Raw genomic sequence first — 25,765 nt, forward strand, 5'->3', positions numbered from 1 at the left:
TATAATATAGGATAATAATCAAAAAAATATATTTTTTTGTTACAATTATGTGTTTTTACAAATATATTCACTAAACTTCGACATAGGAATCGACCAACTTACTGTATACCTATAAAATCCCATCCTAATATGCTTTAGTGAAAAGGGGCATTTTATTTTGGGAGTAACAGGTGTTATGTTATACTCCATAATTGGAGGTGAAAAATATAAATATGTTCGACCCGACGGTTTTTGATAATTTAAAAGTAGGTATGGAAAATACGGTTTACGATCTGGATAATTTGGATTCACGTATTGACATTACACAGCGGATCGACAGATTGGAAATGTCCGTGATGTCACGTGAATTTGCTGTCCAATTCAGACTGAGAGAACACCCGAGTGTGACAGCAGAGATTCAACTAAAGGCGGATTTAAACAACTTGGCTGCGGAAATTTTGGAAATCAAAGATCAAGTTCCGGGATGTGTCTTGTTGCTGAGTTTTTACATGGAAATTCGTGAGATTGAGTCACAATGCAGCCGGATTGAAAATATACTGGCCGAAATTTGGAAGCCCGATCTTAGACCGGTACAAACCCTTAGTCAGATTTACGGAGAGAAGACGTCTACATACCAAAACAGGATTGAACTCCGATTTTCCAGACAAATTAATGAAGATCAGATGGAAGACATTCCAGAGCTGTTGGAACACATATTGCTGACGCTTATGGAATTAAACAAGGTCTAAAGGGTTAGGGCCCTAATGTAAATGACATTAGTAGACCAACAAGTTAACGTTAGAGGAGTTGAAAGTATAAATGAATGAACTTGAATTCTCTCAAGTATATGCGATTATGGAGGCTTCTTTTCCTGAAACGGAATGCAGAACATCCGAGTCACAGAGGGCTCTGCTTCATCATCCATGTTATCGTTTACTTACCAAAAAGGACGAACAAGGGCAAATAATTGCTTTTTTGGCGGGATGGGAGTTTACAGATTTTCGGTTTGTAGAGCATATTGCCGTAGATTCGGCTATACGAGGTGGCGGGTTAGGTAAAGAGCTTATGAGCAAGTTTATTTCACAGTCCGGTAAACCGGTAGTACTGGAGGTTGAGCCACCAGTGGATGAATGGACCCGGAGAAGAATTGGTTTTTATGAACGTTTGGGATTTCATCTGAACCATTTTGACTATGTACAGCCTCCTTTAAGAGAAGGACAGGCTGATCTGCGGCTTCAAATAATGAGCTATCCAGGTGCGCTGGCTGAACAGGATTTTGCTCCGTTTAAAGAGATTTTATATACCGAGGTCTATAGGTTAAATAAGAAGACTATATAGTTAAAGATGCTTCATTATCGTTCATGTTTTGTCCATGCCATCACAAATTCTTTCTCGTCAGTTTCGGCATCAACAGATTCCGCTTGAATGGTAAATCCATTTTTGGTATAGAAGTTAAATGCTTTCGTGTTCGACTGGTATACTTTTAATTGAATCTCATCATGTTGCTTCTTGATCCAATCTAGTAGTAACTTGCCATAGCCTTTTCTTTGAGAATCAACACGTATAAACAGAGCCGCCAAGTATCCATTCAACATGGAAACAAAGCCGCCAATGCTATGATCATCTTGTATGATAACGTAGTTTTGAGCGAGGGGAAGGTACCTGTTTTCCATCTCGGTAACTTGTGATGCCCAATACTGCGGAGCAATAAAATGATGGGCTTCTATGGAAGCATCCAGCCAGATGGCTGTCAACTCGTTGAGCTCTTCCACATTTGCGGGTCTAATCGACATCGTATCTCCTCTTTCACAGTGCAGTATGTAATCTTATAGATGATGTTGAAATAAAAAAGACCGTCCGAGGACGGTCTTTCTACCCGTGGCGCTTAATTAAAGCTTTGATCCGTATCCCGCGCCTCCGTCAACTCTGTAAATTAGAGAATAACGGACCGGGTAAGGGATACGCTCAACATGTGATTATTGATGTTGACGCACCTCCTTTCCTGATGGACCCATTTTACCATATATGGATTGTGATATCCAGTGATTTTCTTATATTTGCGGAAATGATTCATAGAAAATACAAAATAAAAATGGCTTGATTTTATGTTCTATGGAAGATATAATCTTAATTACGGTGACTGAAAAACATCGGTGTGAGTACATAATATGCGGTCGTGGCGGAATTGGCAGACGCGCACGGTTCAGGTCCGTGTGGGCTAACCCCCGTGGAGGTTCGAGTCCTCTCGACCGCATCATAGCCTAACATTTACAGGTTCTTGGATTGGCTGGATGCCACCAAGAGCCTGTTTTTATATGGTTAAGATGCGTGTACCATTATAACTATTTTATTTATACTGAAATATATATTTAATATAGTCCTTTGCACTCTGATTAATGTCTTCGTCGCTTGCTTGAAATGAGGCTCCGAAGACAGCGAAATAGGGTAATGTTATCGCGCCAACATGCACTGCGCTTGCTTTAAAAGGTGCTATAACTTCATCTACAGTAAAAGAAATGGAACCAGTAGGTGAGTAATTTTCTTTTTTATCGCCAATGGACATGGCTATCCCTAGCTTCTTTCCTTTTAACTTATCACCTTGTGAACCATAAGCCCATCCATGAGTAAAAACATCATCCATCCATTTTTTTAATAAAGGCGGGTAACTATACCAATATAAAGGGAATTGAAATATGATATTACTATGTGCTTCAAGTAACTTTTGCTCTTTCAAAACATCAATGCTCCAGTTTGGGTACTCTTTATAAATTTCGTGAATTGTAATTTCATTGGTATATTGAAGTAATTCTCGTTTCCATCTGTTATTTACTCTAGAATCTTCGATATGGGGATGAGCTAAAATCACAAGAGTTTTCATCATAAATCACCTTTCTTACGTAACATATTTGCCTTTGTAGATGCTCTATTATTATTCTGTATGCTTCAAAAAAAGTAAATACACACAATAAAGTAAGATAGTTACTTGAAAGTGTGCATTGGACTTAGAGTGAAGATACGCAATTATAAAATTAATTAGATAAACTTTGTTATTTTTAGCGTTGAAGAGGTGGTACTATGAAACAATATAATTTAGGCATAGAAGCAACACTTGAGATCATCGGAGGTAAATGGAAATCATTAATCATTTGTTTATTAATGTCTGGTAGAAAAAGGACAAGTGAATTACAGCGTAGTATTCCGGGCATTTCTCAAAAGGTTCTTATACAGCAACTTCGCGAACTTGAAAAGGATGGTATCATAGGTAGACATGTGTATAATCAAATGCCTCCAAAAGTGGAGTATTATATAACGGAATATGGAATTACAGCAAATGAAATTATTGACTTAATGTGTTCTTGGGGGAGGGCTAATATCAAAATAAGACAACAGCAAGGAGAAGATGTGAAATTGTTAGAAAATGATTCAAAATGAATAGTGGAGTAAAAAAGCGTTGTAGACTATGATGTTTACGGTAGTTTTCTTCGGCTGTCTTCAAGTGTTATGTTATGTGTTGAGCCGCAAGCTGATTTGCTATATAGTTATGACTGGACAACCATTACATCCATATTAAATGAATGCTAAAGTAGGGGGACCCTTGCAATGATTATTAAACCGAAAATTCGTGGTTTCATATGTACGACTGCACATCCTGCAGGATGCGCGGCTCATGTTAACCGTCAGATCAACTACATCAAAGATAGCACATCAATACAAGGAGCTAAAAAGGTACTTGTGATCGGAGCATCTACTGGATATGGGCTGGCTTCTCGTATTGCTGCGAGCTTCGGTCTGGGAGCGGACACCATAGGGGTATCCTATGAACGTCCCGCATCAGAGGGGCGCACGGCTTCAGCAGGCTGGTACAATACGGTAGCCTTTGAAAGAGCGGCCAGAGCAGCTGGCTACATAGCAGAAAGCATTAATGGAGATGCTTTTTCTCATGAAATTAAGCAGGAGACGTTGAAGCTGGTAAAGGAAAAGCTGGGCAAGGTAGACCTGATTGTGTATAGTGTCGCTTCACCGCGACGGACACATCCCGATACGGGTGAGACCTTTAATTCCGTTCTCAAGCCTATCGGACAGTCTTTTTCTAATAAAACAGTGAATACCAATACAGGTGTCGTATCAGAAATTACGCTAGAACCGGCTACGCAGGAGGAAATTGAGAACACCATCACGGTAATGGGTGGCGAAGATTGGTCCTTGTGGCTAAAAGCGTTGGAAGAAGCTGATCTGCTGGCTGAAGGAGTAACCACACTGGCTTACTCGTATATTGGTCCTGAAATTACGGAGGCTATCTATCGTAAAGGAACCATTGGCCAAGCTAAAAATGATTTGGAAGCTACAGCACATACTCTAACAAAGCAACTGGAACGTTATCATGGAAAAGCCTATGTTTCTGTGAATAAAGCTTTGGTTACACAATCCAGTTCGGCTATTCCAGTCGTGCCTTTGTATATTTCTTTGCTGTTTAAGGTCATGAAAGAAAAGGGACTGCACGAGGGATGTATTGAGCAGGCACAACGTCTGTTCGAGACGCTATACAGTGGGTCCACTGTGGAAACGGATGAAGAAGGACGCATCCGTCTGGATAACTGGGAAATGAGAGACGATGTGCAGCAGGCTGTCAAAGCAGCTTGGTCCGAAATCACTACAGAAAATGTATCTGAATTAGGCGATCTTGAACAATACCGTCTGGATTTCCTTCAATTATTTGGATTCGGGTTTGATGAAATTGATTATGAATTAGATGTTAATCCAGAGGTTGATACAACTTTATAAGTGAATATTTGTAAAACAAAAACGGGTACTCTCAAGCGATGCAATTGCTTAAGAGACCCGTTTTTTATGTATATTGGCAAAAAAACAAGTTGCACTCGTTTCACTAACAGCATTTATCGAGAATTAGACGTGGAAAGTGACTTACGGTGCAGCAAGCGAAAAACGGCAATGGTAATGACAATCCCCGCAACGCCAAAGACTGCAACAGAAGTCAGTGCCCGATAAGCTTGCCAGCCGAACAAAAAAGCAATACCACTGCCAAACGTTGTACCTGCCAGTAACCCAAGTGCACAGGCAATATCCGTTCCAAATTTCATAAACATGTTCCTTTCGAATATATAAATTAAAAAGTAACTTGTACTTTTTCTCTGGACTTGGACACACACTTGTGCGTACAATTAAATAGTAATCGTTTTCAAACGGAATCTCTTAATCATTATGGATCATTCTTGTGCAAATTATTCCTTTTTCAGGAGGCTGATGAAATGAATATGAATGAGCAGATCAAGCTGTGGAACGAAGAGGCGCAGGCTAGTAACGCTGATCATCCTCACCGAAAGGTTGAATTGTTTATTGAGGTACGGGATGGAGCACTGGAGTCTGTTGTTCCTTATCTGAACCAACAGGATTATCATCATGTAACTCTGGTAGAAGATGAGCATACTTCGGCGGCGGCTGGAAAAAAAGTAGCTGAGCTGATTCGTGAGGCAGGTTTGACAGTTGATGTAGTCCGCTTACCTCCGAATGCTGTAGGGGATGTGATTGCTGATGAAACCTACATTATGAAAGTGCTGCTGGGTGTGGCGGATAATAGTCAGGCTGTACTTGCTGTAGGCTCCGGCACGATTCATGATCTGGTTCGCTTCGTATGTTATAAAATGAATCGTCCGTTCTTGTCAGTTCCGACGGCTGCTTCGGTGGATGGTTTTACCTCCGCAGGCGCACCACTAATTGTGGACGGCAGCAAGCAGACATTCCAAGCAGTTCCGCCAGAGGCGATCTTTGCTGATTTGTCCGTGCTGGCAAATGCGCCACAGACGATGACTGCGGCCGGTTTTGGCGATATGCTCGGTAAGTTCACCTCACTAGCGGACTGGCATGTTTCCAGAGATTTGGGAAACGAGCCATATTCACCTGTGGCTAATCGCATTACTGAGGAGGCTCTGCGTGACTGTGTAGAGCATGTCGACGAGATTGCGGCAGGCAGCAAGGCTGGTGTCGAGGTATTGATGAATGCGCTGATTGCATCTGGTATTTCGATGCTGATGATAGATCATTCCCGTCCAGCGTCAGGAGGAGAGCACCATATTTCCCACCGAATTGAAATGGATTTTATTGCAGAGGGACGCAAGCAAGTTTTGCATGGTGCCAAAGTAGGCGTAGCATCCGCATTGCTGTCTGACCTGTACAGGGATTTAGCAGCCAGTCAGGATGTAGAGGCTTTTAAGGTGTATCGGGCTTTGCCTACGTCGGAGCAGATGCGTGCATGGCTGGCTCAGGTCGGAGGCCCATCTACCATTGCCGAGCTGGGGGTTACGGAGGAACAGCTTGCGCGTGCATTGCGCACGGCCCATACCTTGCGTGATCGCTATACTGGACTCAAGTATATGAATGAACATCAATTGCTTCGTTCGTAATGTGTAACATCTACACAAATTGTCCTTAGATATTCGGCCAGTTATGTGTGGCAAGGAAGGGATAAGCGAATGGGTTTACACCTCCGGCAGCAATACGACGATATCCTGTTCCTGTAACATTTGTATGTACAAATGAACGGTATGCTATAATCGTGGAATATGAACAGGTACACGATATTGCAAGTACGGAGGAAATTATGGCGCCCAAATATATACAAGTTAAACAAGAAATTTTGTCCTGGATTCATTCATCTAAACTGGAACCACAAAGCCAGCTTCCATCTGAGCATGAAATGTCTGAACAATTTGCCGTTAGTCGGCAAACGGTGCGTCAGGCGCTGGGTGAGCTGGTGCAGGAAGGCTGGCTGTTTCGGATGCAGGGCAAGGGAACCTTTGTCGCGACACGGGACAGCAAGCAGCCCGAAGATCCAAAGACGATTGGAGTCGTTACAACCTATATATCGGATTATATTTTCCCATCCATTGTACAGGGAATTGAATCCAAATTGAGTCGCCAGGGATACAAGATGCTGCTGTCAAGCACAGGTAATGACCCTGAGCAAGAAAGTCAGTGCCTAGAAATGCTGTTAAGTCAACCGCTGAGCGGAATTATTATTGAACCGACCAAAAGTGGAGAGCGTAACCCCAATCTGAACTATTATTTAACCGTGGAAAATCGCCAAATCCCTTATTTGATGATCAATGCGCGTTATGAGGAAATGGATGCGCCATGTCTGCGAGTAGATGATGAAAAGGGTGGTTTTTTGGCGGCCGAGCATCTGATTAAGCTGGGACACCGACGCTTGGCCGGATTTTTCAAAACCGATGATATGCAAGGAATTCTTCGTATGAAAGGATTTGTGGCTGCTCACCGCAAATATGGAGTGACATTACACCCGAACGCAGTAACGACTTACCGGACAGAAGAAAAAAATGAGATTCCGCTACAACGTGCGTCGAGGCTGCTGGCGATGGAGGCGGGAGAGCGTCCTACTGGATGGGTGACCTATAATGATGAGTTGGCTGTTCGACTCCTGGATATTGTACGTTCGGCGGGCCTGAACATTCCCAATGATCTATCGCTGGTTGGGTTTGATGATTCATTTTTGGCGACAGCAACGGAAATCAAGCTAACGACAATTCGACATCCAAAGGAAGAATTGGGGTTACGTGCTGCCGATACCATGCTGTCGATGATTGAAGAGAAGGGGTACCATGAAGAAGATCGTCAGTTAATTCTACCGCCTGAGCTCATCGTTCGTGAATCTACGGGGCCTGTTCAGGTAATGCCTGGAGAAAACTAGGCAGGGAGATCAGTCTTAAGATGTAAGGACAAGTTAGTAAGTGTACAGCTTCAACGCTTAATATTTGATGGGCATGTTTTTCGCCATACCGAACAGTCTGTTTTCTGGATTGCAGAAATAGACTGTTTTTGCTATGTTTTTTCTGAAAATGAGTACATAAATCTATCGAGAAAATACATAAAAAAGACTAGCTAAGTTGTACGTACAAGCATATAATGAAAGCGGAACCAAGGATAAAGGGTCGTTAAGACCTTCCTGTAATTTTCCATTTGAAGTTAGTTTCAGTCACCTCCTCCATTGCAGATTTCAGAAATGATAGTAAAAGGTGTGTTTTATACATATTAGAACAATTGAAAAAGGAAGTATGGGAGGCCAATTTGGCTCTTCCAAGGAGTGGCCTATGAAGAACTGAAAGCGGAGCAACTGGTTGTACTGATTCTACAAGGCGATATTGTCGAGGTTGACCTTCGGCCTTCGTCAGATACGCCTACACATCATCTGGCACTATACCGTTCTTTCGTTCGGAATCCAGAATTCACCTTAGTGGATCTGGCGCTGCTGGGTAAGCATTTTCTGCGCAAGCATGGGGCGAACGCTTATGATGGTCAACGATAAAGGAGGAGGCACACAAATGAGCAAGTATACAATTGGTGTCGATTATGGAACGGAGTCTGGCCGTGCGGTCATTGTTGACCTGTCTGACGGAGCTGAAATTGCTACACATGTAACACTTTACCGTCATGGAGTTATTGATGAAGTATTGCCTGGTAGCGGACGCAAGTTGGATATGGATTGGGCGCTGGAACATCCGGCTGATTATATTGAAGTCCTGACTACTTCCGTACCTGCTGTTATGAAGGAGACAGGGATTTCTCCAGACGATATCATCGGGATCGGAATCGATTTCACAGCATGTACGATGCTGCCGATTGACGCGCAGGGACAACCGTTGTGCTTTGACGAGAACCTGAAAGATGACCCGCATAGTTGGGTGAAACTGTGGAAGCACCATGCAGCACAGGAGGAAGCGGACCGTTTAAATGACATTGCCTCGCAGCGCGGAGAGGCGTTTCAGCCCCGCTATGGAGGGAAAATTTCTTCCGAATGGATGATCGCAAAAATTTGGCAAATTCTGAACGAGGCACCGGACATTTATAATCAAACAGACCGCTTTGTAGAAGCGACCGACTGGGTAATTTCCCAGCTCAGCGGGGAACTGAAACGTAATCAGTGTACAGCTGGCTACAAGTCTATTTACCATCATCGCGATGGTTATCCGGATCGTGAATTTTTCAAAGCGCTCGATCCGCGTCTAGAAAATTTGACGGATACGAAGCTGCGCGGTGAGATTTATGAATTGGGTGCCCGTGCGGGTGGATTAACAGAGGATATGGCTGCAAAACTCGGACTGAACCCGGGAACGGCAGTAGCGGTAGGCAATGTGGATGCACATGCGGCTGTTCCGGCAGTAGGCGTCGTCACACCAGGCAAGCTGGTGATGGCGATGGGAACTTCCATTTGCCATATGCTCCTCGGTGAGGAAGAAAAAGAAGTAGAAGGTATGTGTGGCGTTGTAGAGAACGGAATTATTCCGGGCTATTACGGGTATGAGGCTGGACAATCGGCGGTAGGAGACATTTTCGCATGGTTTGTGGAACATGCTGTTCCGGGCGAATTGAAGGAGCAGGCAGCTGCGGAAGGTGTGAACGTCCATGTATGGCTGGAGCGTAAAGCGGCTGAATATAAACCGGGCGAAACCGGATTGCTGGCACTCGACTGGTGGAACGGTAACCGTTCTTTGTTGGTTGACACCAACCTGACGGGGCTGATTGTCGGATATACGTTGCTGACGAAGCCAGAGGAAGTGTATCGTACATTGCTGGAAGCAACTGCGTTCGGAACACGTAAAATTATCGATGCATTCCATCATAACGGCGTGCCAGTAGACGTATTGTATGCGTGCGGTGGATTGCCGCAGAAAAATCGTCTTTTGATGCAAATTTATGCTGACGTAACCGGACGGGAAATTAAGGTCGCTGCTTCTACCCAAACTCCTGCGTTGGGTGCAGCCATGTTCGCAGCAGTGGCTGCGGGAGCTGAAGCTGGAGGGTACGACGATATCGTCGTAGCAGCGCGTCATATGGCGCGTGTACGGGACGAGAGCTTCAAGCCGATCCCTGAGAACGCGGCCGTGTATGATAAGCTGTACGAGGAATACAGCCGTCTTCACGACTACTTTGGACGTGGAGGCAATCCGATGATGAAAAAGCTAAAGTCCATCAAGGAAGAAGCCAAACGTTCAACTGAAACGGCAAGCATTCATTCTTAAAAAGCTGACAAAATATAAGCAAGAAGTATTTAAAGGTCTGTTATCTAAAAAGCACAGTGCGCCGAGGAATCGGCAGACTGTGCTTTTTTGCATTTTTATATTCTGTGAATTACATGATGTGAAAGTCTCAGCGGATGAAAGATGGTAATGCATTCCTTTCAAAGACTTTCATGAAAATTACAACCATTTCTCTTTTACGGACATTTTTACTTTTTCAGCATGGCATCAGCAAACAAAATGGATTTTGGAATACGGAAAAACTGTTCCGCCTGATCCTGGAAGGTTTGCGAAGGAACGGTACCCTGATGCAACCATTTCCGAAATGTACCGGGGTGAACACCAATCCAATGACTCACATCGGTCACCGAAATATCATGTACCATGCATAGACCCGCCAAGATCCGATTTTTAACCGGAGAACGAGTCACAGTCCGTTTCATAAAACGGGACGGCGCTGGTTGACAGATGAGTGGTGAACGCCGGACAACCTCTTCATTAAATAGAATATGGTGCGGATAACCAAGTGTATTACACGTCTTTTCCAGATTAGTGTTGCCGGGAATGCGACCTTCATATACCCACGCACTGACACTACGGGAGGAAATGGAAAGCTCCTCGGCAAGTTGGGACAGTTTAATGTCATTAGCCATCAAAACGGCAAGCAAAACGCGATTGCGCACTTGACAGCGTGTTGGTTTACGAAAACGTTTGACACGCACACCTTTTCCCAAATATTTGCGATTGATCAGAGACCACGCCTGAATGGAATGTTTATCTTGTTGTTTAGGCATATACCCTCCGATTTTTTTTAACCACATACTACTATACCCGAAGGGGGGTTTGCAAGTGACTCCTCTCCTGATTTTCTTTTAATCCCATGGGCTTAACCGGTTTATGGAAAATAAGGTCCATTTGGCCTATAAAAATGGAAGTTTAAGGTGTCGATATATTAAAATGTGACATTATTAATGGAAATGGAGGTAATATGTTCTTTTCTTACGATTGTAAGGATTATAGTGACTAATAAAAATGTCATTACAATTAATCCTGCAGTACCTTCACTAGGTAAATATGGTTTAAGTGATAGGAACTATACTGCAAGAGCAACGAATTATGTAGTTAAGGACGAAATTTTGAACAAGACTTTGGGTGAAGTAGGCACTGGAAAAACGGTTTACTTACCTACGCAGTATGAAATTAAGTGGTGGCACTCTAAAGCATATAAGACTTGGCAAATGATCAGAAACCATAAAATGGGCTCAGTAATAGAGGCTTTGCAGGAGAAGAGGTATAAATGAAAGTGAAGAAAACATTGTTAATTCTAAGCATTCCGTTGTTGTTGGCATTTGCAATCATAGCGTTCATTGCTTTACCTTGGCTTCTAATATTCATAGGGATTCAATTAGAACCCAATCCCTCACATCCTGAAATCGCATATGGGAAATTTCCATTTCGTTTGGAATATGAAATTAACGGGCAACGAAAGGTTATTCAAGATACTTTAATATGCGAATATGATGGCATTGGTTCAAATGAAGCTCGCGGCAAATATCGTAAGTGGAAGGAAAGTTTATCCAGTGGAGGTAGATTTCTATCTTTAATAAAAGTAAATGGTAGAATAGAAATATCCTATCATCCAGGGATTGCAGAGTACTATATGGGTGATTTGGATAGTACTGACGAGTATAAGCAAACTGCTGCTGACTCTATATTTATTGAACAAGAAGGCTTTATCATTAAAAAAGATGGAAGAGTTTTTGAAAATGATGGAAGGACTATTAACACTCAATTTTCCAATTCAAATGAATTACTTGATAAGTACCATATTAAACTGATAAGCTGGGACTCTACCCCACCAATCAAGGATAATTTTCCTGAAACCAAATAATAAAGAAGATGAAAAATTCCTTTTTTCGAGAAGAGGCTTTATTAAACCACAAACGAGACTAATTCTCGCTTGTTCAGCAGTAACCAGTTTTCAACGCGTGTATATTATGTCATTATCAAAGCTGCAAAGGACGACTATACGAGTAACTTAAAACTAAATTATAAAGCACTTGAAATTCCTTATGGTGATTTCAGGTGCTTTTTTACGCCCCCGTATAATTCTATAAGTCTAGTAACATAACTAAGACATTTGGCGAGATATAACTTCTTCACTGGAGAAGGTATCCAATCCATTTCATTACTCGGGTGAGCTATGGGACAGTACCACAGAACTTCAATATTTGCGAGCCATGTACTAAAATCACTAAATTTATTATTTTTTTTGAAACATTACTGGTAAAATCTATTCGATTAATCCGGTGATACTAATACAAGACTCAGATCAACTCTCGTAAAGACTAATGGATATTGTTTTACTATATGGTTTTATATTGTAATTTTTATTCTTTTTATAAATAGTTTTTGGATAAGTTGGTGGCATAGTAGTTGCTTTATATTGTTAATAAAAGAATTGAATTGCACAGTTTGATTTTATTCAGGGAGAAAGAGTGGATATGAATATCGTATTGACTTAATCAATCCTTTTCAGAGGAACAGTCGAGAACAATTGCATTTGAAAAATGTGTCAACCGGTGGAGGTAGCGATGGCTGGGATTGGAGATTTTAAAACCGACAAAAGTACCGAATCAATATGAGTTGTCTAACATTGGATGAAAATAACAACGGTAGGTAGGGTATGGATGCTAGAGTTTTTTTAATGATGTAGAGGCTGGAAATGCACAAGTATTGAAGTGGAATTTTGAATTATTTAACCACATAGGGAGTCTTTATAAACCTAAATTTGGAAGTAGTGACCAAAATGCGGTTACAATTATTTCATGAGGATTACAACAACCAATCCATAAAGAGTATGAGTATGCCATTATGAGTAAATTTATTTGTGCAGTCTGTAGTTATAATGAGTTGAACTATCCTCAATGGGATAAACATGGTTTTCCAACTCACGAAATATGTAATTGTTGTGGATTTGAGTCTGGATTTGATGATGATGCAAAGGACATTCCAGAGTCAATCGAAGAATATAGGATTAGGTGGCTAAGTGAGGGGGCTAACTGGTTTAGCTCATCAAAGACCAAACCTTTGAATTGGAACTTGGCGATACAGCTAAAAAGAATCAATGTGGATATTTCTAAATAGTATAATTTGACTTAGAACCCACTGTAGTTTACGGCCTTGAGAGGAGTAAATCCCCTCAAGGTCTTTCTTTTACCGCCACCCGGTGCCAAATGAATGGGGCGGCTAAGTCCAAACGAACTTAACCCTCTTTGCTCCCGTATAATATTCCCCTAGTATGCCTGTACACAATACCAGATAGTTTCGTGTTGTGGTCTTTGTTATTAAAACTTCTTGACTGATAATAAATCTATGATCCTGATCAATATGTTCCAATGCATTTTTAATTCATTGACCCGAAGACAGGTAGAACCACATTGGATTACTATTATTTCGAATGAATAGGATGATGAATTTGAAAATAAATTTTAAACAGCCTTATGGTGTGATTAAGCATAATATGTCAACAGAGAACATTGCTGACTTGATAAGCTTATTTATTGAAAAGGATTCAATTATATTATTTTCCTTTTACGAAAGGAATATGGATTTATTTGATGTAAATACACAGGAATTCATCTTAGAGAGGTGTGTTTTTGTGAATTCTGAGTGGGTATTGCCATGGGGGGAATCTATACCTCATTGGGATGAACCGAATCAGACACCGCCGAAAATAATGTGGTTTTCGGCGATGAAACAAGAAGAAATTATTAAAGCAATTGAAATTGATAATTTATTTAGATGTATTGTCATTAAGAAGGGTTCAGATTTTAAACAACATTTCAATGTTTTATTCCATCAGGAATATTATTCGTCTATTGATGAGGAAGACTACGAATATTATTTAGGATTTACAAATAAGGATTTGTTTCTTGCTAATTATCTGGATGAAGTTAAAAAGAGGTTCGAGGTATCATTAATAGAATAGGCAAACGGAAAGATCTTGGGGGCGGCAATCCTCAAGGTCTTTCTTTTATATCAACACCTAGTATCAAGTAAATGGGTTAAATAATACTCCTTTTTGACATTCCATTTTCTATTAGAAACCCAGAATCTTCAGATACCACTGTATCTTGCTCCAAGTACCTTACCTTCATTTTCTTCTGGTAGGTTCTAGTTCCATCAAAAGAATCTACTAATCGCTTGTACTCTTATTAACTCCGGCCAATTTATTCACAAATTTGTAACCTTCTCTGGCAGGGGGGTTGCGAGATTGTTTTCAAATTGTTTTACTATATTTACCTACTATAGTCTGTTAATCTATTAATATATATAGGGGGAACGAAAAGACGTCAGGTTCAGTCGGTTCATACGCGTTTATGTTCTATATGTTGAGTGAATGTCTATATTGCCATGTCTATATCGTCATGTCTGTATAACTTCATAGACAAGCTAGAGATAGCTCCCGCACATTATAAAATACAGCACAGGATGGTGTAATGAATGAAGCTTTTAAATGCAAAATGGATGGCTGTATGCTTGATGGCAATCTGTTGTTTGGGTTTGCTAGGTATACATACGAATACGGCGAGTGCACAAGCGAAGGCTCCTTTGCTGGGGGTCAATGATGTGTTGCTAGATTCGAATACCATTCAGCCCGTAATGAAAAATGATAAGTTGTATGTTCCTATCGTTACATTAGGGCAAAAGATGGGGATTTCTACTTCGGCCAACGGAAATACATTGGTACTGACTGGACATAATCGCAGCTTTACGCTGAATTTGAACCAGGGGGATGTGTTCGAGCGTGGAGGACGCACGATGGTGCCAATTCGCACTCTGACCGATGCATTCGGCTTCACTATTACGGTTCCTACAAGTAATCTGTATCGAATTCAGAATGCAAACGCTAGTTTGTCTGATGCTCAGTTCTTGAATACATTCGCGGCGGAAATTAAACAGTACGCAGCTGTCAAGCCAGGCAAAACTAGCAATACAGGCAGCACAGAAAATGCCAAGCCTTCCAGTCGTACGATTTATTTGAGCTTCGATGATGGTCCTACGGCGCATACGTCGCAGCTGCTAGATATTTTGGATAAATATAATGCAAAGGCTACTTTCTTCATGCTGGGACCTGAAATTCGTCAACATAGCGCAGTGATGAAAAGAATGGTAGAGGCGGGTCACGGTTTGGGCTTGCATGGGATGACGCATCAGGTGAAGAAAATCTATGCATCCCCGGCAGCAGCATTGGCAGAGATGAATCAGGATAACGACATTTTATTTAAGGCCACAGGGAAACGCACTTCTTTGATTCGTACACCTTATGGCAGCAAACCGTATTTGAAGAAAGCATATCGTGATCAACTGACGGGTGCAGGTTATCATATTTGGGACTGGAACATAGATTCCAATGACTGGCGTTATACTAAAAATCCACAGCATTTTGTACAGACGGTCCTGAGTGATATTAAGAGACTGAAAAAGCAAGGCAGAACACCAGTCGTTCTTATGCATGATAAGCCATCTACGATCAAGGTGCTTCCACAAATCATGGCGGCCTTGCAGAAAGAAGGATATTCGTTCGAGCCGTTGAATGATAACCTGACTCCGCTTAATTTTTGGAATGATCATCGTTAATTGAATAGCATGAAAGAAAAGGCACCTTTTCAACCATTTGTATAGTGGTTTGGAAGGTGTCTTTTTGTTGTATTTGCTCGAAAATGTGAAGTTTGCAGCATGGTTTATATGAATCTATGAATTCATGTCTATGCACAGGTCATATGACTTTACGGGTTATCACGTCGCTGCATATATTACAGTAACCGCCCCGAGAGGAGGAAGGTATGAATATTAATCCGAGTATGTTTAGTATGATTTGTGCTACCGCAGGAGCCTTTATTACGTTTGCCTTTGGCGGCTGGAATCAGCTAATGGTGCTATTCACGGTTGCAATGGCTGTTGATTATGTGACTGGAGTCGCCGCAGCAATTAAGACTGGGCAAGGTTTAAGCAGTAAAGCCGGCTTTTGGGGGCTGGCTAGAAAGGCTTTAATGCTAATGGTAATTTCTTTGGCGCATCACGTGGATCTCCTGATGGGTACCGAAATCATGAAAGGGGCGACAACGTATTTTTATTTATCCAATGAATTGATCTCTATTACGGAAAACTGTTCACGAATGGGTCTGCCGCTCCCACCGAAGCTCAAGAATTTTTTTGCCCTATTAAAGGACAAGGAGTCTGATGGTAAAAATGGCGGAAAAGATCGCTAGAATTACAAAGTTTCTTTCCGTATGTGGGGCGTTATGATAAAATTTTCAAGAGAACATTTTAAGATAAGGAGCCTATACGCATGATTAAACATATTGTTTTGTTCAAATTGAAAGACCGCTCCCCCGAAAGCATTGAGCACACGGCATCCATTTTGCGCAGCATGAACGGCAAAATCAAAGAGCTGCTGTCACTCGAAGTAGGTACGGATGTGATTCGTTCGGAACGTTCTTATGATATTTCCCTTACTGCTGTTGTCGAAACACTGGAGGATTTGCAAACGTATCAGGTACACCCTGTGCACCAGGAAATTATTGTACACATGAATGAAGTAAAGGATGTATCTATCGCAGTTGATTATGAAATCTAAAGCGATTACTGGAGGTGCAGGACCTTGTATTATGTCAACCGGGAACAAATTGAGCTTCGACTAGGGGCTGTTCCCGACATTGTCGCCGGACTTCGCCAGACTTCTGCTGCCTGGAACGGCGATCTGTTGCAGGGGCTAGTGCAGGAGCGCTGCCTTCATCTGGCAATTGAGACGGTAACGGACGTAGGAAGCTATATCATCGACGGATTTATTATGCGTGACGCTAGTAGCTATGAGGATATTATCGGTATCATTCATGAGGAAGGTGTACTGGATGATACCGTATTTCATTCGCTAGTAGAGCTGGTAGGCTTACGTAAACCCCTAGTACAGGAGTACTTCCATTGGGACCGGACAAGCCTTCACCCGCTTACACCAAAGCTGCCTGGGTTGCTGGAGCTTTTTGCATCTAACGTGCATGATTATTTAAATAAGGAATTGGGTCCCCAGCCCGAGGGAGTGTAAAGGCAAAAGTGACGGATAAGTATATCGTACCCGAAATGCCCACTAGGCGCATGATCATGACATTATTGAAAACCCAGGGACCTGTGGGCGTCGGAAGCTTGGCAGCTCAATTGGGCATTACCGAAATGGGAGTGCGCAGGCATCTCAAATTGATGGAGCAGGATGGTCTGATCGTGGCTACGATCGTGAGACAGGCGATGGGACGTCCGACGTTTTTATACAGCCTGAGCGAGCAGGGAAGCGAGCAGTTTCCTCGTAATTATGATCATCTGTTACTGGAACTGTTAGAGGAGCTGGACGAAGAGCAGGGAATGGAAGCTGTTTACTCGCTGTTTGATGGTAGAAAACGTAAAATGATGAAGCGCTACGCCCCTCACATGGAGGGGGAGACTACACTGGCTTCACGTGTGGAAAAGCTTTCGGGCATCCAAAATGCTTCCGGATATATGGCAGAGTGGCGAGAGGAAGAGGACGGTAGCTACTCTATTGTGGAATACAACTGTCCTATCTCACAAATTGCAGGACGTTACCGCAAGGCTTGTGAATGCGAGCAGCAAATGTTTGAGGAGCTGCTTGATGCCGAGGTTGTTCGTGAGGATTGTTTGGCGGATGGGGGACGTTGTTGCCTGTATCGTATCCGCTCTAAAAAAAAGTAAAACTTTTCAGGCTTGTTTCCTGTATCATGACAAGCTCTCCATGCTTATAATGCACTAACAGATGGGCATTCGCCCGGGCACAAGGGAGAGATGATGATGAAGGAGAACTGCAAAAGTTTTATCCGAGGCGCGTTGGCAGGCAGCATTGTTGGTTCGGTTGCTGCTTTGTTATTTGCCCCTAAGTCTGGTCGTGAGCTGCGTCAGAATATTACAGATCAGGCGCGCAACGTAAGTGATAAGGGACAGGAGCTAGCGGGGAAAATTTCAGACACCTCAATTGAGTATACTGACAAAATTAAGGAGACAGCCTCAGCCGTCATTCATGAAATCGGGCAATGGCGTAAAAAGGGTGAAATTATTCCTGAGGTTAGTATTTCATCAGCGACTGTTCAAGAAGATACGGAAAAAGATGCTCTGTAACGGTCTGTAAAACGTAGGTGAAACACTGAATACGGTTTGAATTCGTGGCTTCTCCCGTTGGGGTGGAGCCTTTTTATTGATCACTTCCTCGTTTTAGGGTAATCTTTTGGGGTACCTTTTACATTAATACAACATAAGGTATGTAGCAACGGATAGCTTTCCGAGATGAAACAACTCATATTTGAACAAAAAAGGAAGCGGTGTGTACGTGCAGCAAGCGATTGCAATATTGGATTCCGGTGTAGGAGGTTTGACGGTTGTAAAAGAAGTCATGCGTCAGCTTCCACGGGAAAAAATCATTTATTTTGGAGACACTGCGCGCACTCCGTATGGCCCCCGACCATCGGAAGAGGTTAAAAAATTTACAGAGCAAATGGTTGATTTTCTGATTCAATTTGATCCGAAAGTCATTATTATTGCTTGTAACACGGCTACTGCCGCGGCATTGGACTATATAAGCCAAAAGGTATCCATTCCGGTGATCGGAGTCATTCACCCTGGGGCTCGTGCTGCGATTAGCGCGACGGCTACCGGGCATGTCGGGGTGATTGGGACTGTCGGTACGATTCGAAGCGGAGCGTATACAGCTGCGCTCAAGCAATTGTCTCCTTATGTAGACGTGGTGAGCCATGCTTGTCCTGCGCTTGTTCCATTGGTGGAACAAGGGTTATTCCGCTCCAAGACGACATCGCAGGTTGTGGAGGAGACATTGAGACCTATTCAAACGTATCCGATTGATTGTCTGATTCTTGGTTGTACGCATTATCCTTTTTTGAAGGAAACGATTCAAGAAGTCATGGGGCCTGCAGTAAAGCTCATTAGCTCGGCAGATGAAACGGCGCGTGAGACGAGTACCATTTTGTATAACAAAGGCAAGTTGGAAGCTGGGGACGAAACGCCGGTGCATCAGCTTTTTTGTTCCGGCGATCCTGAATTGTTCCAGCGCATTGCCGCACAGTGGCTCGGGGAGCAAATTCGCCAAACGCCTGTCGTCTGGCAAGTCACCAATTTGGATTAATGAGACAGCCGACTTTTTTGTCATTGGACAAAAGAAGTCGGTTGTTTTGCTTTTCGCTACATCAAGACACGCCGCGTCTGCATAACATGCAGTAAGGCAGATGGAAGGGGCGTAGTAAGATGAGGGAATATATCGTTCAAAAAGGAGATACATTGCACCGGGTCGCCTCGGATTTTAAACTATCGGCGGATACTTTGATCGTAGATAATCCGTGGGCCGCCACGCAACCCTATCTGATTAGTGGTCAAGTGTTATATATTCGTCCGTCTACGGATCGTAAATACGTTATTCAGCCTGGTGAGTATGCAAGACAGATTGCCAAGCAGTTTGGTGTGGAGCTTGATGAGTTACGGCTAGACAATCCAGGACTTGCGGAGCATGATTTTACGGAAGGAAAAACTATTGTTATTCCTGAAGACCATCAGGATCAGATTGTACGATTACGTGGAGAATATGGATATGAAGATTTAAAGGAAGACCTAGCGGCCTTGGCCCTCAGATATCCGTTTATTGAAGTTGGCAGCATTGGCACCAGTGTCATGGGGAAGGATATTCCTTATGTACGTATTGGGCAGGGAACGCGTAAAATTCATGCCAATGCTTCTGTTCATGCTAATGAATGGCTGACGACGCCTTGTTTGCTGCGTTTTATAGAGCAATATGCACAAGGGATCGATGGGACTGAAGAACATATAGGGACCTCTCAATGGGTGTATGGAGGTTCTCCGCAGGATTTGCTGGAGCATACATCCCTATGGGTGGTTCCGATGGTCAACCCGGATGGGGTAGAGCTGGTGCAACAAGGTGTACTCCCAACTCATCCGTTGTATCATGATCTCAAAAAGTGGAATGAAGGACGTGCTGATTATCGCGGTTGGAAGGCCAATATTCGTGGTGTCGACCTCAACGATCAATTTCCGGCATATTGGGAAGAAGAGGTACGCAGACGCGGTAAAATAGGTCCGTCTCGACGAGACTATGCAGGACCTGCACCTTTGTCTGAACCAGAGTCCAAGGCGCTTGCCGATCTGACGGAGCGCGAACAGTTCGACATGGTGTTATCCATACACAGTCAGGGACAGGAGATCTATTGGAATTATCGGGATCTAGAGCCTAAGGAGAGCCGAGATTGGGCCTTACGGCTAGCTGCCGCAACAGGGTACCGGGCGGTAAAGCTGGGTGGGAGCGATGCAGGGTACAAGGATTGGTTTATACAGCGATTTGGTAAACCAGGGTTTACCGTTGAAGTCGGTCTAGGTGTAAATCCGCTGCCCATGCGTGATTACGATGATATTGCAGCAGAAGTGGGCATGTTAATGGCAACAGTGCTGTCATGGTGAAAAATTCGGCCTACTGAAACGTATCGAATCATTTGCACGTATTAGGAGGAACACGTTTTTTATAAGTGTTCCTCTTTACATGTCCCTTCAATGGGGTATATATACTTAGGAGCATTGGAAATGGAGTGAACAACTATGAAGTGGAAAAGATTACTATCTCTCCGTCAATGGTCACATGTATTTCGTCGTATGCCCCGATTTATTACTTCATCAAGGATTCCGCTGGGAGAAAAGTTACTCTTTGCGGTGCCTGTATTGCTCTATTGGGTATTACCTGATGTCATGCCATTTATGCCCATCGACGATATTGGTGTGACGCTATTGCTTATGAATTGGTTTGTCACCCGTGCCGAACGAAAATATCCAGATGTGCTTGAAAAGCAGCATGTACGTGTTCGGTAGATAAGCTTATGAATTTCGTGATTGCGATTTTTCTCGATTTTCTTTACAATAGGAATATTGCCTTTTGCTATGCTGAATATAATTGTGATCTATTGGCTCATGATGATGTTTCAGACGCAGCTATGCTGCCATAGTACCTCTTTCCCTCTGGGATAGAGGCTAATTATTTGAGTTGTTGATTTTACCCGCTAGGTTGTGTGGTGTGGATATGTATCCAATGAACCACATTTCATTTAATGAATATGAAGGAGATGAAGTTTGATGAACTGCAAAATTACTCGTAACGCAGCTAAAGTATTGAAACTTGAACTGGATAAGGAAGAGAATCAAGGGAAGAGCCTGCGCGTTGTTATTACTCATGCTCATGGAGATCATGCTCATTACGGGCTGGATTTGGACACGCCTAAAGAAACAGATACTGTCGTATCTACAGATAAAGGCATTGACGTAATTTTGGAAAACGGCCAGCCGCTGCTGGATGGTGTAAAAATTGATTACTTGTACTTCCCCGAAGAAGGATTTGTCATTACTAACCCTTCCCAAGGTAATCACGGCGACCACTAAGCCGGAGCTCGGAGGGATGACAGATGGCCAATGATATTCGCGTATGTGATGAATGCAATCATATCCGCTTGAAAACGATCTTGCCCAAGTTGCAAAAGATGGCACCAGATGCCGAGATCAAAATCGGCTGCAAATCGTATTGCGGTCCTTGTGGGAAACGAGCGTTTGTATATGTGAACGGACGTTATGTGAGTGCGGCCACAGAGGATGAAGTATTGGAGAAGGCTGCGCGCTTTATCAAATAGTTCCAGTACGCAGCATTCGCAATTTTTGAATAGTTCTCCTTCTTCTGATCCATGCTAATGGATGTAGACCACTGCCCAGAAGGAGGAGTGACTCATGGCCCAATATGATTCTAATCTTGACAATCACAGTGTTGAAGCTCAAACACAAAACTCGGTGGACAGGCTACACAATGCCGTCTCTCAGGCATTGTCACATCCGGCTGAGCAACTGATTGAACAGGCGGAGCAATCTCGCACTCATGCGGAACATGCCATACAGCAGGCAAAGGATAGCCTTGGTGACGACTCAGTAGAAGTTGCAGAGGACATGCTTGGTGAAGAGGTACAACGGCTTGAACAAGCTAAAAAAACGTTGCGTTCCTAGCGCAGTCGAGTGACAATCCATATAAAAAAGCACGATCCATAGCACTTACAAGCTGATGGATCGTGCTTTTTTGTTATATACAGGGTGGGTATGCGATCGGCATCCTTAAAGCGTTCGGGGAGGATGCTATGTTAGCAACCTCCCACAGAAAGTCTATTAGATACAGAAGGAGTTACTTCTTTGTTTGTGGTTCCCATTCGCGAATAAGATCGTATGTGATAACCTGATCAGATATGTTCAACCGATTGAGAGCTTCGGTATAGCCCGGTCCGCAGGCGTTTACATCTGTAGGCTGGCCTGTATTCAGGTTGTAACAGGTCCCTTTGGAAAATGTACCGTCTTCAGATGGAATGTAGTACACTCGTCCATCGGTGAAAGCACCAGTACGCAGCACAACCATACGAGGCTTCCCGCTAAACAGATCGTTTCCCATAAAATGATATGGTTTTGTAGAAATCCCAAGTAGGTGCATTACGGAAGGCGTCAGATCCAACTGACCTGCCGGTTCCGTATACGTGCCCGCCTGACTTCCGTCAGGAAGATGCACAAGCAATGGCACCTGATTCATGATTTTCTGCATGTCCAGATCCGTAAGTGGCTTGCCTAAAAACTTCTCATACAGTGCTTTGTCTTTAATAGAATTGTCATGATCCCCATAAAACATCAGAATCGTATCATCCCACAGTCCGTCTTTCTTCATCTGATCTACCAATTCGCCCAGTGCTTCATCTACATAATGGACAGATTTCAGATAGTCTCCGAACATGGTACCTTCAAACTCGCCAACGTCCAAATCTACCGCGTCAGGTGACAGGTTGTACGGATGATGGCTGGAGATACCGACCATATAGGCGTAGAACGGCTGCTTAACTTCGGTGGTGAGATCATTGAGCGTTTGACGGAAAAAGGATTTATCTCCTAGGGACCAGCCCAGTGGCTCATCTATTTTAAAATCTTTTTTACTGTAGAACTTGTCATAGTTCATTGCCTTATACATGGTGTAACGGTTCCAGAAGCTGCTGTCGTACACGTGAAACGCATTGGGACTATACCCAGTATCCTTCAAAATGGAAGGTAACGTATCGAATTTATGGTCCGCATAACGGATAAATACCGAGCCAGTAGGGAGCGGATGCAGCGAAGCATGTGTAGAGAAGTCCGCGTCCGAAGTACGACCCTGCGCAGTCTGGTGAAAATAATTGTTGAAATACATGCTTTCCTTCGTCAGTTTGTCAAAGTTAGGCGTAATCGCTTGACCGTTGACCTGTTTGCCGATAAAAAAGTTCATGAACGCTTCAGCTTGTATGACCATCACGTTTTTGCCCTTATACTTGCCAGATAGATCATTTTTAACCTGAAGCAACTTTTGGTGCTGATTAAACCATTCCTTATCCTTATCGGATTCTGCTTGAGCCAATGTAGGCTGGGGACCAAGGTGATCCTGACCATAGCGGTAGATGTCATATCCATGAAATCCGATCAATCCGGTTACGTTGTACAAGGCCATCGACCACCAGTTGCCGACAAATATGCCAGTTGCCCATGTGGAGGTATAATATTTGATCGGCCCAAATGTCAATACATAGCCAATCAGGAAGGCCAATGCCCCTTTGGAGAAGCGAAGCAGGAACCTCCTTGTGAACGAGCTTCGGGATGCTTCTAAATAAGTATCATTCGTTGTAAGTCGACGTCGTAACGAAGCCACAAATATGACATACGGAATGAACAGAATCCAGTCTGCAAAAAAGAAAATATCCCACCAGTACATAAGGGATGCGATACTCCCGCCCAGAGAATCAACTTGTCCGGCTTGAAGTAAGACGGGAATCGTAATGAAATCCTGGAAATACCGATAATAAACCATGTCGGAATAAATGAGCGCGGTGAGCAAAATATCGAGCACCACAAGAGCAATCAAACGTCCGCGACGTGGTAGCCATAAGGTCCAGAAGCTCACAAGTAAAAGAGAACCAATAGCGATGACATAATCCAGCGGATTCATGTCAATATTTTGGGCATGCAAGTTATAGTGAATCAGTACGAGCTTGCCGATCATAAGTACAAAAAACAGACCTAATCCAAAATATCGAGACAGCAGCACTCTGCTGAACGTGTTACCAGTGCGACTTGCACTGGACGTGCGAATAACCAACACTTTACCCCCTCCGGCAGAAATGTTCGGCTAGTATAAACTACATATTAACGTAATGTTAAAACCGAAATGCCTTTAATTATTATAGCGCTCATCTCGCGCATTTCAATGATTAAGTAAAGAAAATACAGCACAAATTAGGCCAGAAGAACGAACAGAGGGTTCGTTTCCTGGCCTAAACTTCATCATATTTAAGGCTGCAACGGCGAAGTATCTTTGCGGCGCGGAGGCAGAGGGCCTAGATACTGATAGTATTGGCATTCAATACGGCCGTTAAACAGCTTCCGGCGCTTGTCTGCTTTACGGCCCCAATAATGCTCAAATTGCTTGGTGGAGCTGATGGCAAAGAAGGACCAAGTCTTCATTTCGGCTGCCGTGCGTGAGAGTGAACGGATCAGCTTTTCCACCTCGGATTGCTCGCTCAGCCTCTCGCCATAAGGTGGGTTTGTAATCATCACACCATATTGTCCTTCGAGTCTGACTTTAGTTACAGGCATTACCTTAAGAGGGATGTCTTTAGCAAAGCCTGCTGCTTTTACAGCTGCCTCAGCAACTTGTATGGCATTTGGGTCGATATCGCTACCTGCAATCTCAAAAGGAATGTCATCGCGGGTCAAATCCATCGCTTCGTCGCGAGCCTGATCCCATAATTCTCTGCCAATGACAGGCCAGTCTTCCGAGTTAAAGGTACGTCTCAGGCCTGGTGCAATGTTCCAGGCTTGCATGGCAGCTTCGACCAATAAAGTACCGGAACCGCAGCATGGGTCATAGAATGGTCGGTCAGGGCTCCAGCGACTAAGCTGAATAAGAGCAGAAGCCATCGTTTCTTTGAGAGGCGCCTCTGTAACGAGCTTACGATAGCCGCGTTTGTGCAGTCCTGGACCGGTCGTATCAAGTGTCAGCAATGCACGATCATTCAATAGAATGACCTCAATGACGTAACGAGGGCCATCTTCAGTAAACCAATCTGTGTGGTAGGTTTCCTTGAGCTTCTCTACAATCGCCTTCTTGACGATTCCCTGACTGGCTGGTACGCTACTAAGCTGTGATTTGTGCGAACGTCCCTCTACGGGAAATTCACCATCTACAGGAATCCAATCCTGCCAAGGCAATGCTTTGGTACCCTCGAACAGCTCGTCGAAGGTAGTTGCAGCAAATTCACCCATTTTTATAAGCACGCGGTCTGATGTGCGAAGCCACAGGTTACACCGGCATATATCCATATAATCTCCGGTAAAAACGACGCGGCCATTTTCAACGGTCAGATCTTCGTATCCGAGTTCTCTGAGTTCCCGGGCCACGACGGCTTCAAGTCCCATTGGCGCAGTTGCAATTAGTTGCAGTTGAGTCATTAAACGTATTCACTCCGTCCCCATAATCATGTAAGCTTGGTTCAATCCCTATAGTATAGGTCATTGTACTCGAAGAGACAAATCATTAAGGTGAAAAATTTACGAAGGACACCACG

General features: G+C 43.3%; 29 protein-coding genes, 1 tRNA gene and 1 pseudogene. 25 read left to right on the forward strand and 6 right to left on the reverse strand.

Features of this window, described 5'->3' with window-relative positions:
• Positions 1-212 precede the first annotated feature (212 nt).
• A complete protein-coding gene (locus NSQ58_RS22335; protein WP_341058211.1) occupies positions 213-728 on the forward strand; it encodes a hypothetical protein in 516 nt (171 codons plus the stop codon).
• 70 nt (positions 729-798) lie between these two features.
• Positions 799-1,317, forward strand: a complete 519-nt coding sequence (locus tag NSQ58_RS22340; RefSeq protein ID WP_023987972.1) for a GNAT family N-acetyltransferase — start codon at positions 799-801, stop codon at positions 1,315-1,317.
• Positions 1,318-1,331: 14 nt separating this feature from the next.
• Here NSQ58_RS22340 and NSQ58_RS22345 read toward each other — a convergent pair whose 3' ends face one another.
• Positions 1,332-1,772, reverse strand: a complete 441-nt coding sequence (locus NSQ58_RS22345; RefSeq protein WP_341058212.1) for an N-acetyltransferase — start codon at positions 1,770-1,772, stop codon at positions 1,332-1,334.
• 377 nt (positions 1,773-2,149) lie between these two features.
• On the opposite strand from NSQ58_RS22345, the gene NSQ58_RS22350 reads away from it, so the two are divergent.
• Positions 2,150-2,233 (forward strand) — tRNA-Leu (locus NSQ58_RS22350).
• Positions 2,234-2,326: 93 nt separating this feature from the next.
• Here NSQ58_RS22350 and NSQ58_RS22355 read toward each other — a convergent pair.
• On the reverse strand, positions 2,327-2,857 hold the full coding sequence (locus NSQ58_RS22355; RefSeq protein ID WP_341058564.1) for an NAD(P)H-dependent oxidoreductase: 531 nt from the start codon (positions 2,855-2,857) through the stop codon (positions 2,327-2,329).
• Positions 2,858-3,054: 197 nt separating this feature from the next.
• Between NSQ58_RS22355 and NSQ58_RS22360 the strand changes: the two genes are divergently transcribed.
• Entirely contained in the window at positions 3,055-3,411 is a 357-nt protein-coding gene (locus NSQ58_RS22360) for a winged helix-turn-helix transcriptional regulator (RefSeq protein ID WP_075154014.1), read from the forward strand.
• A 168-nt stretch (positions 3,412-3,579) separates the two neighbouring features.
• Positions 3,580-4,761 (forward strand): enoyl-ACP reductase FabV, encoded by a 1,182-nt coding sequence (gene fabV, locus NSQ58_RS22365; RefSeq protein WP_023987975.1) that lies wholly within the window; start codon positions 3,580-3,582, stop codon positions 4,759-4,761.
• Between the two features lie 113 nt (positions 4,762-4,874).
• Here fabV and NSQ58_RS22370 read toward each other — a convergent pair whose 3' ends face one another.
• Positions 4,875-5,078 (reverse strand): hypothetical protein, encoded by a 204-nt coding sequence (locus NSQ58_RS22370; RefSeq protein WP_023987976.1) that lies wholly within the window; start codon positions 5,076-5,078, stop codon positions 4,875-4,877.
• Positions 5,079-5,246: 168 nt separating this feature from the next.
• Here NSQ58_RS22370 and NSQ58_RS22375 point away from each other — a divergent pair, with 168 nt between their 5' ends.
• From NSQ58_RS22375 to NSQ58_RS22390, 4 genes and pseudogenes are all read left to right on the forward strand, one after another.
• Positions 5,247-6,398, forward strand: a complete 1,152-nt coding sequence (locus tag NSQ58_RS22375) for a sn-glycerol-1-phosphate dehydrogenase (RefSeq protein WP_341058215.1) — start codon at positions 5,247-5,249, stop codon at positions 6,396-6,398.
• A 197-nt stretch (positions 6,399-6,595) separates the two neighbouring features.
• Positions 6,596-7,702, forward strand: coding sequence for a GntR family transcriptional regulator (locus NSQ58_RS22380; protein ID WP_053325140.1), 1,107 nt, complete (start codon positions 6,596-6,598; stop codon positions 7,700-7,702).
• 338 nt (positions 7,703-8,040) lie between these two features.
• Positions 8,041-8,221: pseudogene (locus tag NSQ58_RS22385) on the forward strand (class II aldolase/adducin family protein); the annotation flags it as partial.
• Between the two features lie 112 nt (positions 8,222-8,333).
• A complete protein-coding gene (locus NSQ58_RS22390; RefSeq protein WP_341058216.1) occupies positions 8,334-10,031 on the forward strand; it encodes a ribulokinase in 1,698 nt (565 codons plus the stop codon).
• A 206-nt stretch (positions 10,032-10,237) separates the two neighbouring features.
• Here NSQ58_RS22390 and NSQ58_RS22395 read toward each other — a convergent pair whose 3' ends face one another.
• A complete protein-coding gene (locus NSQ58_RS22395) occupies positions 10,238-10,822 on the reverse strand; it encodes a helix-turn-helix domain-containing protein (RefSeq protein WP_007429779.1) in 585 nt (194 codons plus the stop codon).
• A gap of 177 nt (positions 10,823-10,999) precedes the next feature.
• Between NSQ58_RS22395 and NSQ58_RS22400 the strand changes: the two genes are divergently transcribed.
• From NSQ58_RS22400 to NSQ58_RS22475, 16 genes are all read left to right on the forward strand, one after another.
• Entirely contained in the window at positions 11,000-11,329 is a 330-nt protein-coding gene (locus NSQ58_RS22400; RefSeq protein WP_341058217.1) for a hypothetical protein, read from the forward strand.
• Positions 11,326-11,919: a hypothetical protein gene (locus tag NSQ58_RS22405; RefSeq protein ID WP_341058218.1), complete on the forward strand. Its 594-nt coding sequence runs from the start codon at positions 11,326-11,328 to the stop codon at positions 11,917-11,919. Before NSQ58_RS22400 ends, NSQ58_RS22405 begins: the two co-directional genes overlap by 4 nt.
• Positions 11,920-12,902: 983 nt before the next feature.
• Positions 12,903-13,175, forward strand: a complete 273-nt coding sequence (locus NSQ58_RS22410; protein WP_071558942.1) for a hypothetical protein — start codon at positions 12,903-12,905, stop codon at positions 13,173-13,175.
• Positions 13,176-13,500: 325 nt separating this feature from the next.
• Positions 13,501-14,019 (forward strand): hypothetical protein, encoded by a 519-nt coding sequence (locus NSQ58_RS22415; protein ID WP_341058566.1) that lies wholly within the window; start codon positions 13,501-13,503, stop codon positions 14,017-14,019.
• Positions 14,020-14,534: 515 nt separating this feature from the next.
• Positions 14,535-15,671: a polysaccharide deacetylase gene (locus NSQ58_RS22420; protein ID WP_341058219.1), complete on the forward strand. Its 1,137-nt coding sequence runs from the start codon at positions 14,535-14,537 to the stop codon at positions 15,669-15,671.
• Between the two features lie 206 nt (positions 15,672-15,877).
• On the forward strand, positions 15,878-16,303 hold the full coding sequence (locus tag NSQ58_RS22425) for a phage holin family protein (RefSeq protein ID WP_316243524.1): 426 nt from the start codon (positions 15,878-15,880) through the stop codon (positions 16,301-16,303).
• A gap of 80 nt (positions 16,304-16,383) precedes the next feature.
• Entirely contained in the window at positions 16,384-16,671 is a 288-nt protein-coding gene (locus NSQ58_RS22430) for a Dabb family protein (RefSeq protein WP_013309679.1), read from the forward strand.
• Between the two features lie 24 nt (positions 16,672-16,695).
• Entirely contained in the window at positions 16,696-17,136 is a 441-nt protein-coding gene (locus tag NSQ58_RS22435; RefSeq protein WP_023987986.1) for a DUF86 domain-containing protein, read from the forward strand.
• A gap of 8 nt (positions 17,137-17,144) precedes the next feature.
• A complete protein-coding gene (locus tag NSQ58_RS22440) occupies positions 17,145-17,792 on the forward strand; it encodes a helix-turn-helix transcriptional regulator (protein WP_023987987.1) in 648 nt (215 codons plus the stop codon).
• Between the two features lie 96 nt (positions 17,793-17,888).
• The gene (locus NSQ58_RS22445; RefSeq protein WP_023987988.1) at positions 17,889-18,212 is read left to right on the forward strand and encodes a YtxH domain-containing protein; all 324 of its coding nucleotides are present in this window, start codon (positions 17,889-17,891) and stop codon (positions 18,210-18,212) included.
• 208 nt (positions 18,213-18,420) lie between these two features.
• The gene (gene racE, locus NSQ58_RS22450) at positions 18,421-19,230 is read left to right on the forward strand and encodes a glutamate racemase (RefSeq protein WP_023987989.1); all 810 of its coding nucleotides are present in this window, start codon (positions 18,421-18,423) and stop codon (positions 19,228-19,230) included.
• Positions 19,231-19,349: 119 nt separating this feature from the next.
• Positions 19,350-20,570 (forward strand): M14 family zinc carboxypeptidase, encoded by a 1,221-nt coding sequence (locus NSQ58_RS22455; RefSeq protein WP_316243525.1) that lies wholly within the window; start codon positions 19,350-19,352, stop codon positions 20,568-20,570.
• A 135-nt stretch (positions 20,571-20,705) separates the two neighbouring features.
• A complete protein-coding gene (locus NSQ58_RS22460; protein ID WP_023987991.1) occupies positions 20,706-20,972 on the forward strand; it encodes a hypothetical protein in 267 nt (88 codons plus the stop codon).
• A gap of 261 nt (positions 20,973-21,233) precedes the next feature.
• The gene (locus tag NSQ58_RS22465; protein ID WP_013309686.1) at positions 21,234-21,536 is read left to right on the forward strand and encodes a heme biosynthesis protein HemY; all 303 of its coding nucleotides are present in this window, start codon (positions 21,234-21,236) and stop codon (positions 21,534-21,536) included.
• Positions 21,537-21,559: 23 nt separating this feature from the next.
• The gene (locus NSQ58_RS22470) at positions 21,560-21,781 is read left to right on the forward strand and encodes a DUF1450 domain-containing protein (protein ID WP_007429791.1); all 222 of its coding nucleotides are present in this window, start codon (positions 21,560-21,562) and stop codon (positions 21,779-21,781) included.
• Positions 21,782-21,875: 94 nt separating this feature from the next.
• A complete protein-coding gene (locus tag NSQ58_RS22475; protein ID WP_023987992.1) occupies positions 21,876-22,145 on the forward strand; it encodes a hypothetical protein in 270 nt (89 codons plus the stop codon).
• Between the two features lie 172 nt (positions 22,146-22,317).
• Here the strand turns inward: NSQ58_RS22475 and NSQ58_RS22480 are convergent, their stop codons facing one another.
• Together NSQ58_RS22480 and NSQ58_RS22485 are read right to left on the reverse strand one after the other, a co-directional pair.
• Complete coding sequence (locus tag NSQ58_RS22480) at positions 22,318-24,300, reverse strand: LTA synthase family protein (RefSeq protein WP_316243527.1); 1,983 nt, start codon at positions 24,298-24,300, stop codon at positions 22,318-22,320.
• A 188-nt stretch (positions 24,301-24,488) separates the two neighbouring features.
• The gene (locus NSQ58_RS22485; protein WP_316243528.1) at positions 24,489-25,649 is read right to left on the reverse strand and encodes a THUMP domain-containing class I SAM-dependent RNA methyltransferase; all 1,161 of its coding nucleotides are present in this window, start codon (positions 25,647-25,649) and stop codon (positions 24,489-24,491) included.
• Between the last annotated feature and the right edge of the window lie 116 nt (positions 25,650-25,765).

This window comes from Paenibacillus sp. FSL M7-0134 (assembly GCF_038007865.1).
In the GTDB taxonomy this organism is placed as follows: domain Bacteria; phylum Bacillota; class Bacilli; order Paenibacillales; family Paenibacillaceae; genus Paenibacillus; species Paenibacillus polymyxa_B.

Excerpts from the sequence above, each read along its gene's own strand:
- fabV (WP_023987975.1), top strand. The coding sequence starts at position 3,580 with ATGATTATTAAACCGAAAATTCGTGGTTTCATATGTACGACTGCACAT.
- NSQ58_RS22340 (WP_023987972.1), top strand. The coding sequence starts at position 799 with ATGAATGAACTTGAATTCTCTCAAGTATATGCGATTATGGAGGCTTCT.
- NSQ58_RS22415 (WP_341058566.1), top strand. The coding sequence starts at position 13,501 with ATGAATTTGAAAATAAATTTTAAACAGCCTTATGGTGTGATTAAGCAT.
- NSQ58_RS22445 (WP_023987988.1), top strand. The coding sequence starts at position 17,889 with ATGAAGGAGAACTGCAAAAGTTTTATCCGAGGCGCGTTGGCAGGCAGC.
- NSQ58_RS22430 (WP_013309679.1), top strand. The coding sequence starts at position 16,384 with ATGATTAAACATATTGTTTTGTTCAAATTGAAAGACCGCTCCCCCGAA.
- NSQ58_RS22455 (WP_316243525.1), top strand. The coding sequence starts at position 19,350 with ATGAGGGAATATATCGTTCAAAAAGGAGATACATTGCACCGGGTCGCC.
- NSQ58_RS22420 (WP_341058219.1), top strand. The coding sequence starts at position 14,535 with ATGAAGCTTTTAAATGCAAAATGGATGGCTGTATGCTTGATGGCAATC.
- NSQ58_RS22355 (WP_341058564.1), bottom strand. The coding sequence starts at position 2,857 with ATGAAAACTCTTGTGATTTTAGCTCATCCCCATATCGAAGATTCTAGA.
- NSQ58_RS22470 (WP_007429791.1), top strand. The coding sequence starts at position 21,560 with ATGGCCAATGATATTCGCGTATGTGATGAATGCAATCATATCCGCTTG.
- NSQ58_RS22485 (WP_316243528.1), bottom strand. The coding sequence starts at position 25,649 with ATGACTCAACTGCAACTAATTGCAACTGCGCCAATGGGACTTGAAGCC.
- NSQ58_RS22395 (WP_007429779.1), bottom strand. The coding sequence starts at position 10,822 with ATGCCTAAACAACAAGATAAACATTCCATTCAGGCGTGGTCTCTGATC.
- NSQ58_RS22335 (WP_341058211.1), top strand. The coding sequence starts at position 213 with ATGTTCGACCCGACGGTTTTTGATAATTTAAAAGTAGGTATGGAAAAT.
- NSQ58_RS22390 (WP_341058216.1), top strand. The coding sequence starts at position 8,334 with ATGAGCAAGTATACAATTGGTGTCGATTATGGAACGGAGTCTGGCCGT.
- NSQ58_RS22360 (WP_075154014.1), top strand. The coding sequence starts at position 3,055 with ATGAAACAATATAATTTAGGCATAGAAGCAACACTTGAGATCATCGGA.
- NSQ58_RS22465 (WP_013309686.1), top strand. The coding sequence starts at position 21,234 with ATGAACTGCAAAATTACTCGTAACGCAGCTAAAGTATTGAAACTTGAA.
- NSQ58_RS22425 (WP_316243524.1), top strand. The coding sequence starts at position 15,878 with ATGAATATTAATCCGAGTATGTTTAGTATGATTTGTGCTACCGCAGGA.
- NSQ58_RS22410 (WP_071558942.1), top strand. The coding sequence starts at position 12,903 with ATGAGTAAATTTATTTGTGCAGTCTGTAGTTATAATGAGTTGAACTAT.
- NSQ58_RS22475 (WP_023987992.1), top strand. The coding sequence starts at position 21,876 with ATGGCCCAATATGATTCTAATCTTGACAATCACAGTGTTGAAGCTCAA.
- NSQ58_RS22380 (WP_053325140.1), top strand. The coding sequence starts at position 6,596 with ATGGCGCCCAAATATATACAAGTTAAACAAGAAATTTTGTCCTGGATT.
- NSQ58_RS22460 (WP_023987991.1), top strand. The coding sequence starts at position 20,706 with ATGAAGTGGAAAAGATTACTATCTCTCCGTCAATGGTCACATGTATTT.
- NSQ58_RS22345 (WP_341058212.1), bottom strand. The coding sequence starts at position 1,772 with ATGTCGATTAGACCCGCAAATGTGGAAGAGCTCAACGAGTTGACAGCC.
- NSQ58_RS22375 (WP_341058215.1), top strand. The coding sequence starts at position 5,247 with ATGAATATGAATGAGCAGATCAAGCTGTGGAACGAAGAGGCGCAGGCT.
- NSQ58_RS22405 (WP_341058218.1), top strand. The coding sequence starts at position 11,326 with ATGAAAGTGAAGAAAACATTGTTAATTCTAAGCATTCCGTTGTTGTTG.
- NSQ58_RS22370 (WP_023987976.1), bottom strand. The coding sequence starts at position 5,078 with ATGAAATTTGGAACGGATATTGCCTGTGCACTTGGGTTACTGGCAGGT.
- NSQ58_RS22400 (WP_341058217.1), top strand. The coding sequence starts at position 11,000 with ATGGAAATGGAGGTAATATGTTCTTTTCTTACGATTGTAAGGATTATA.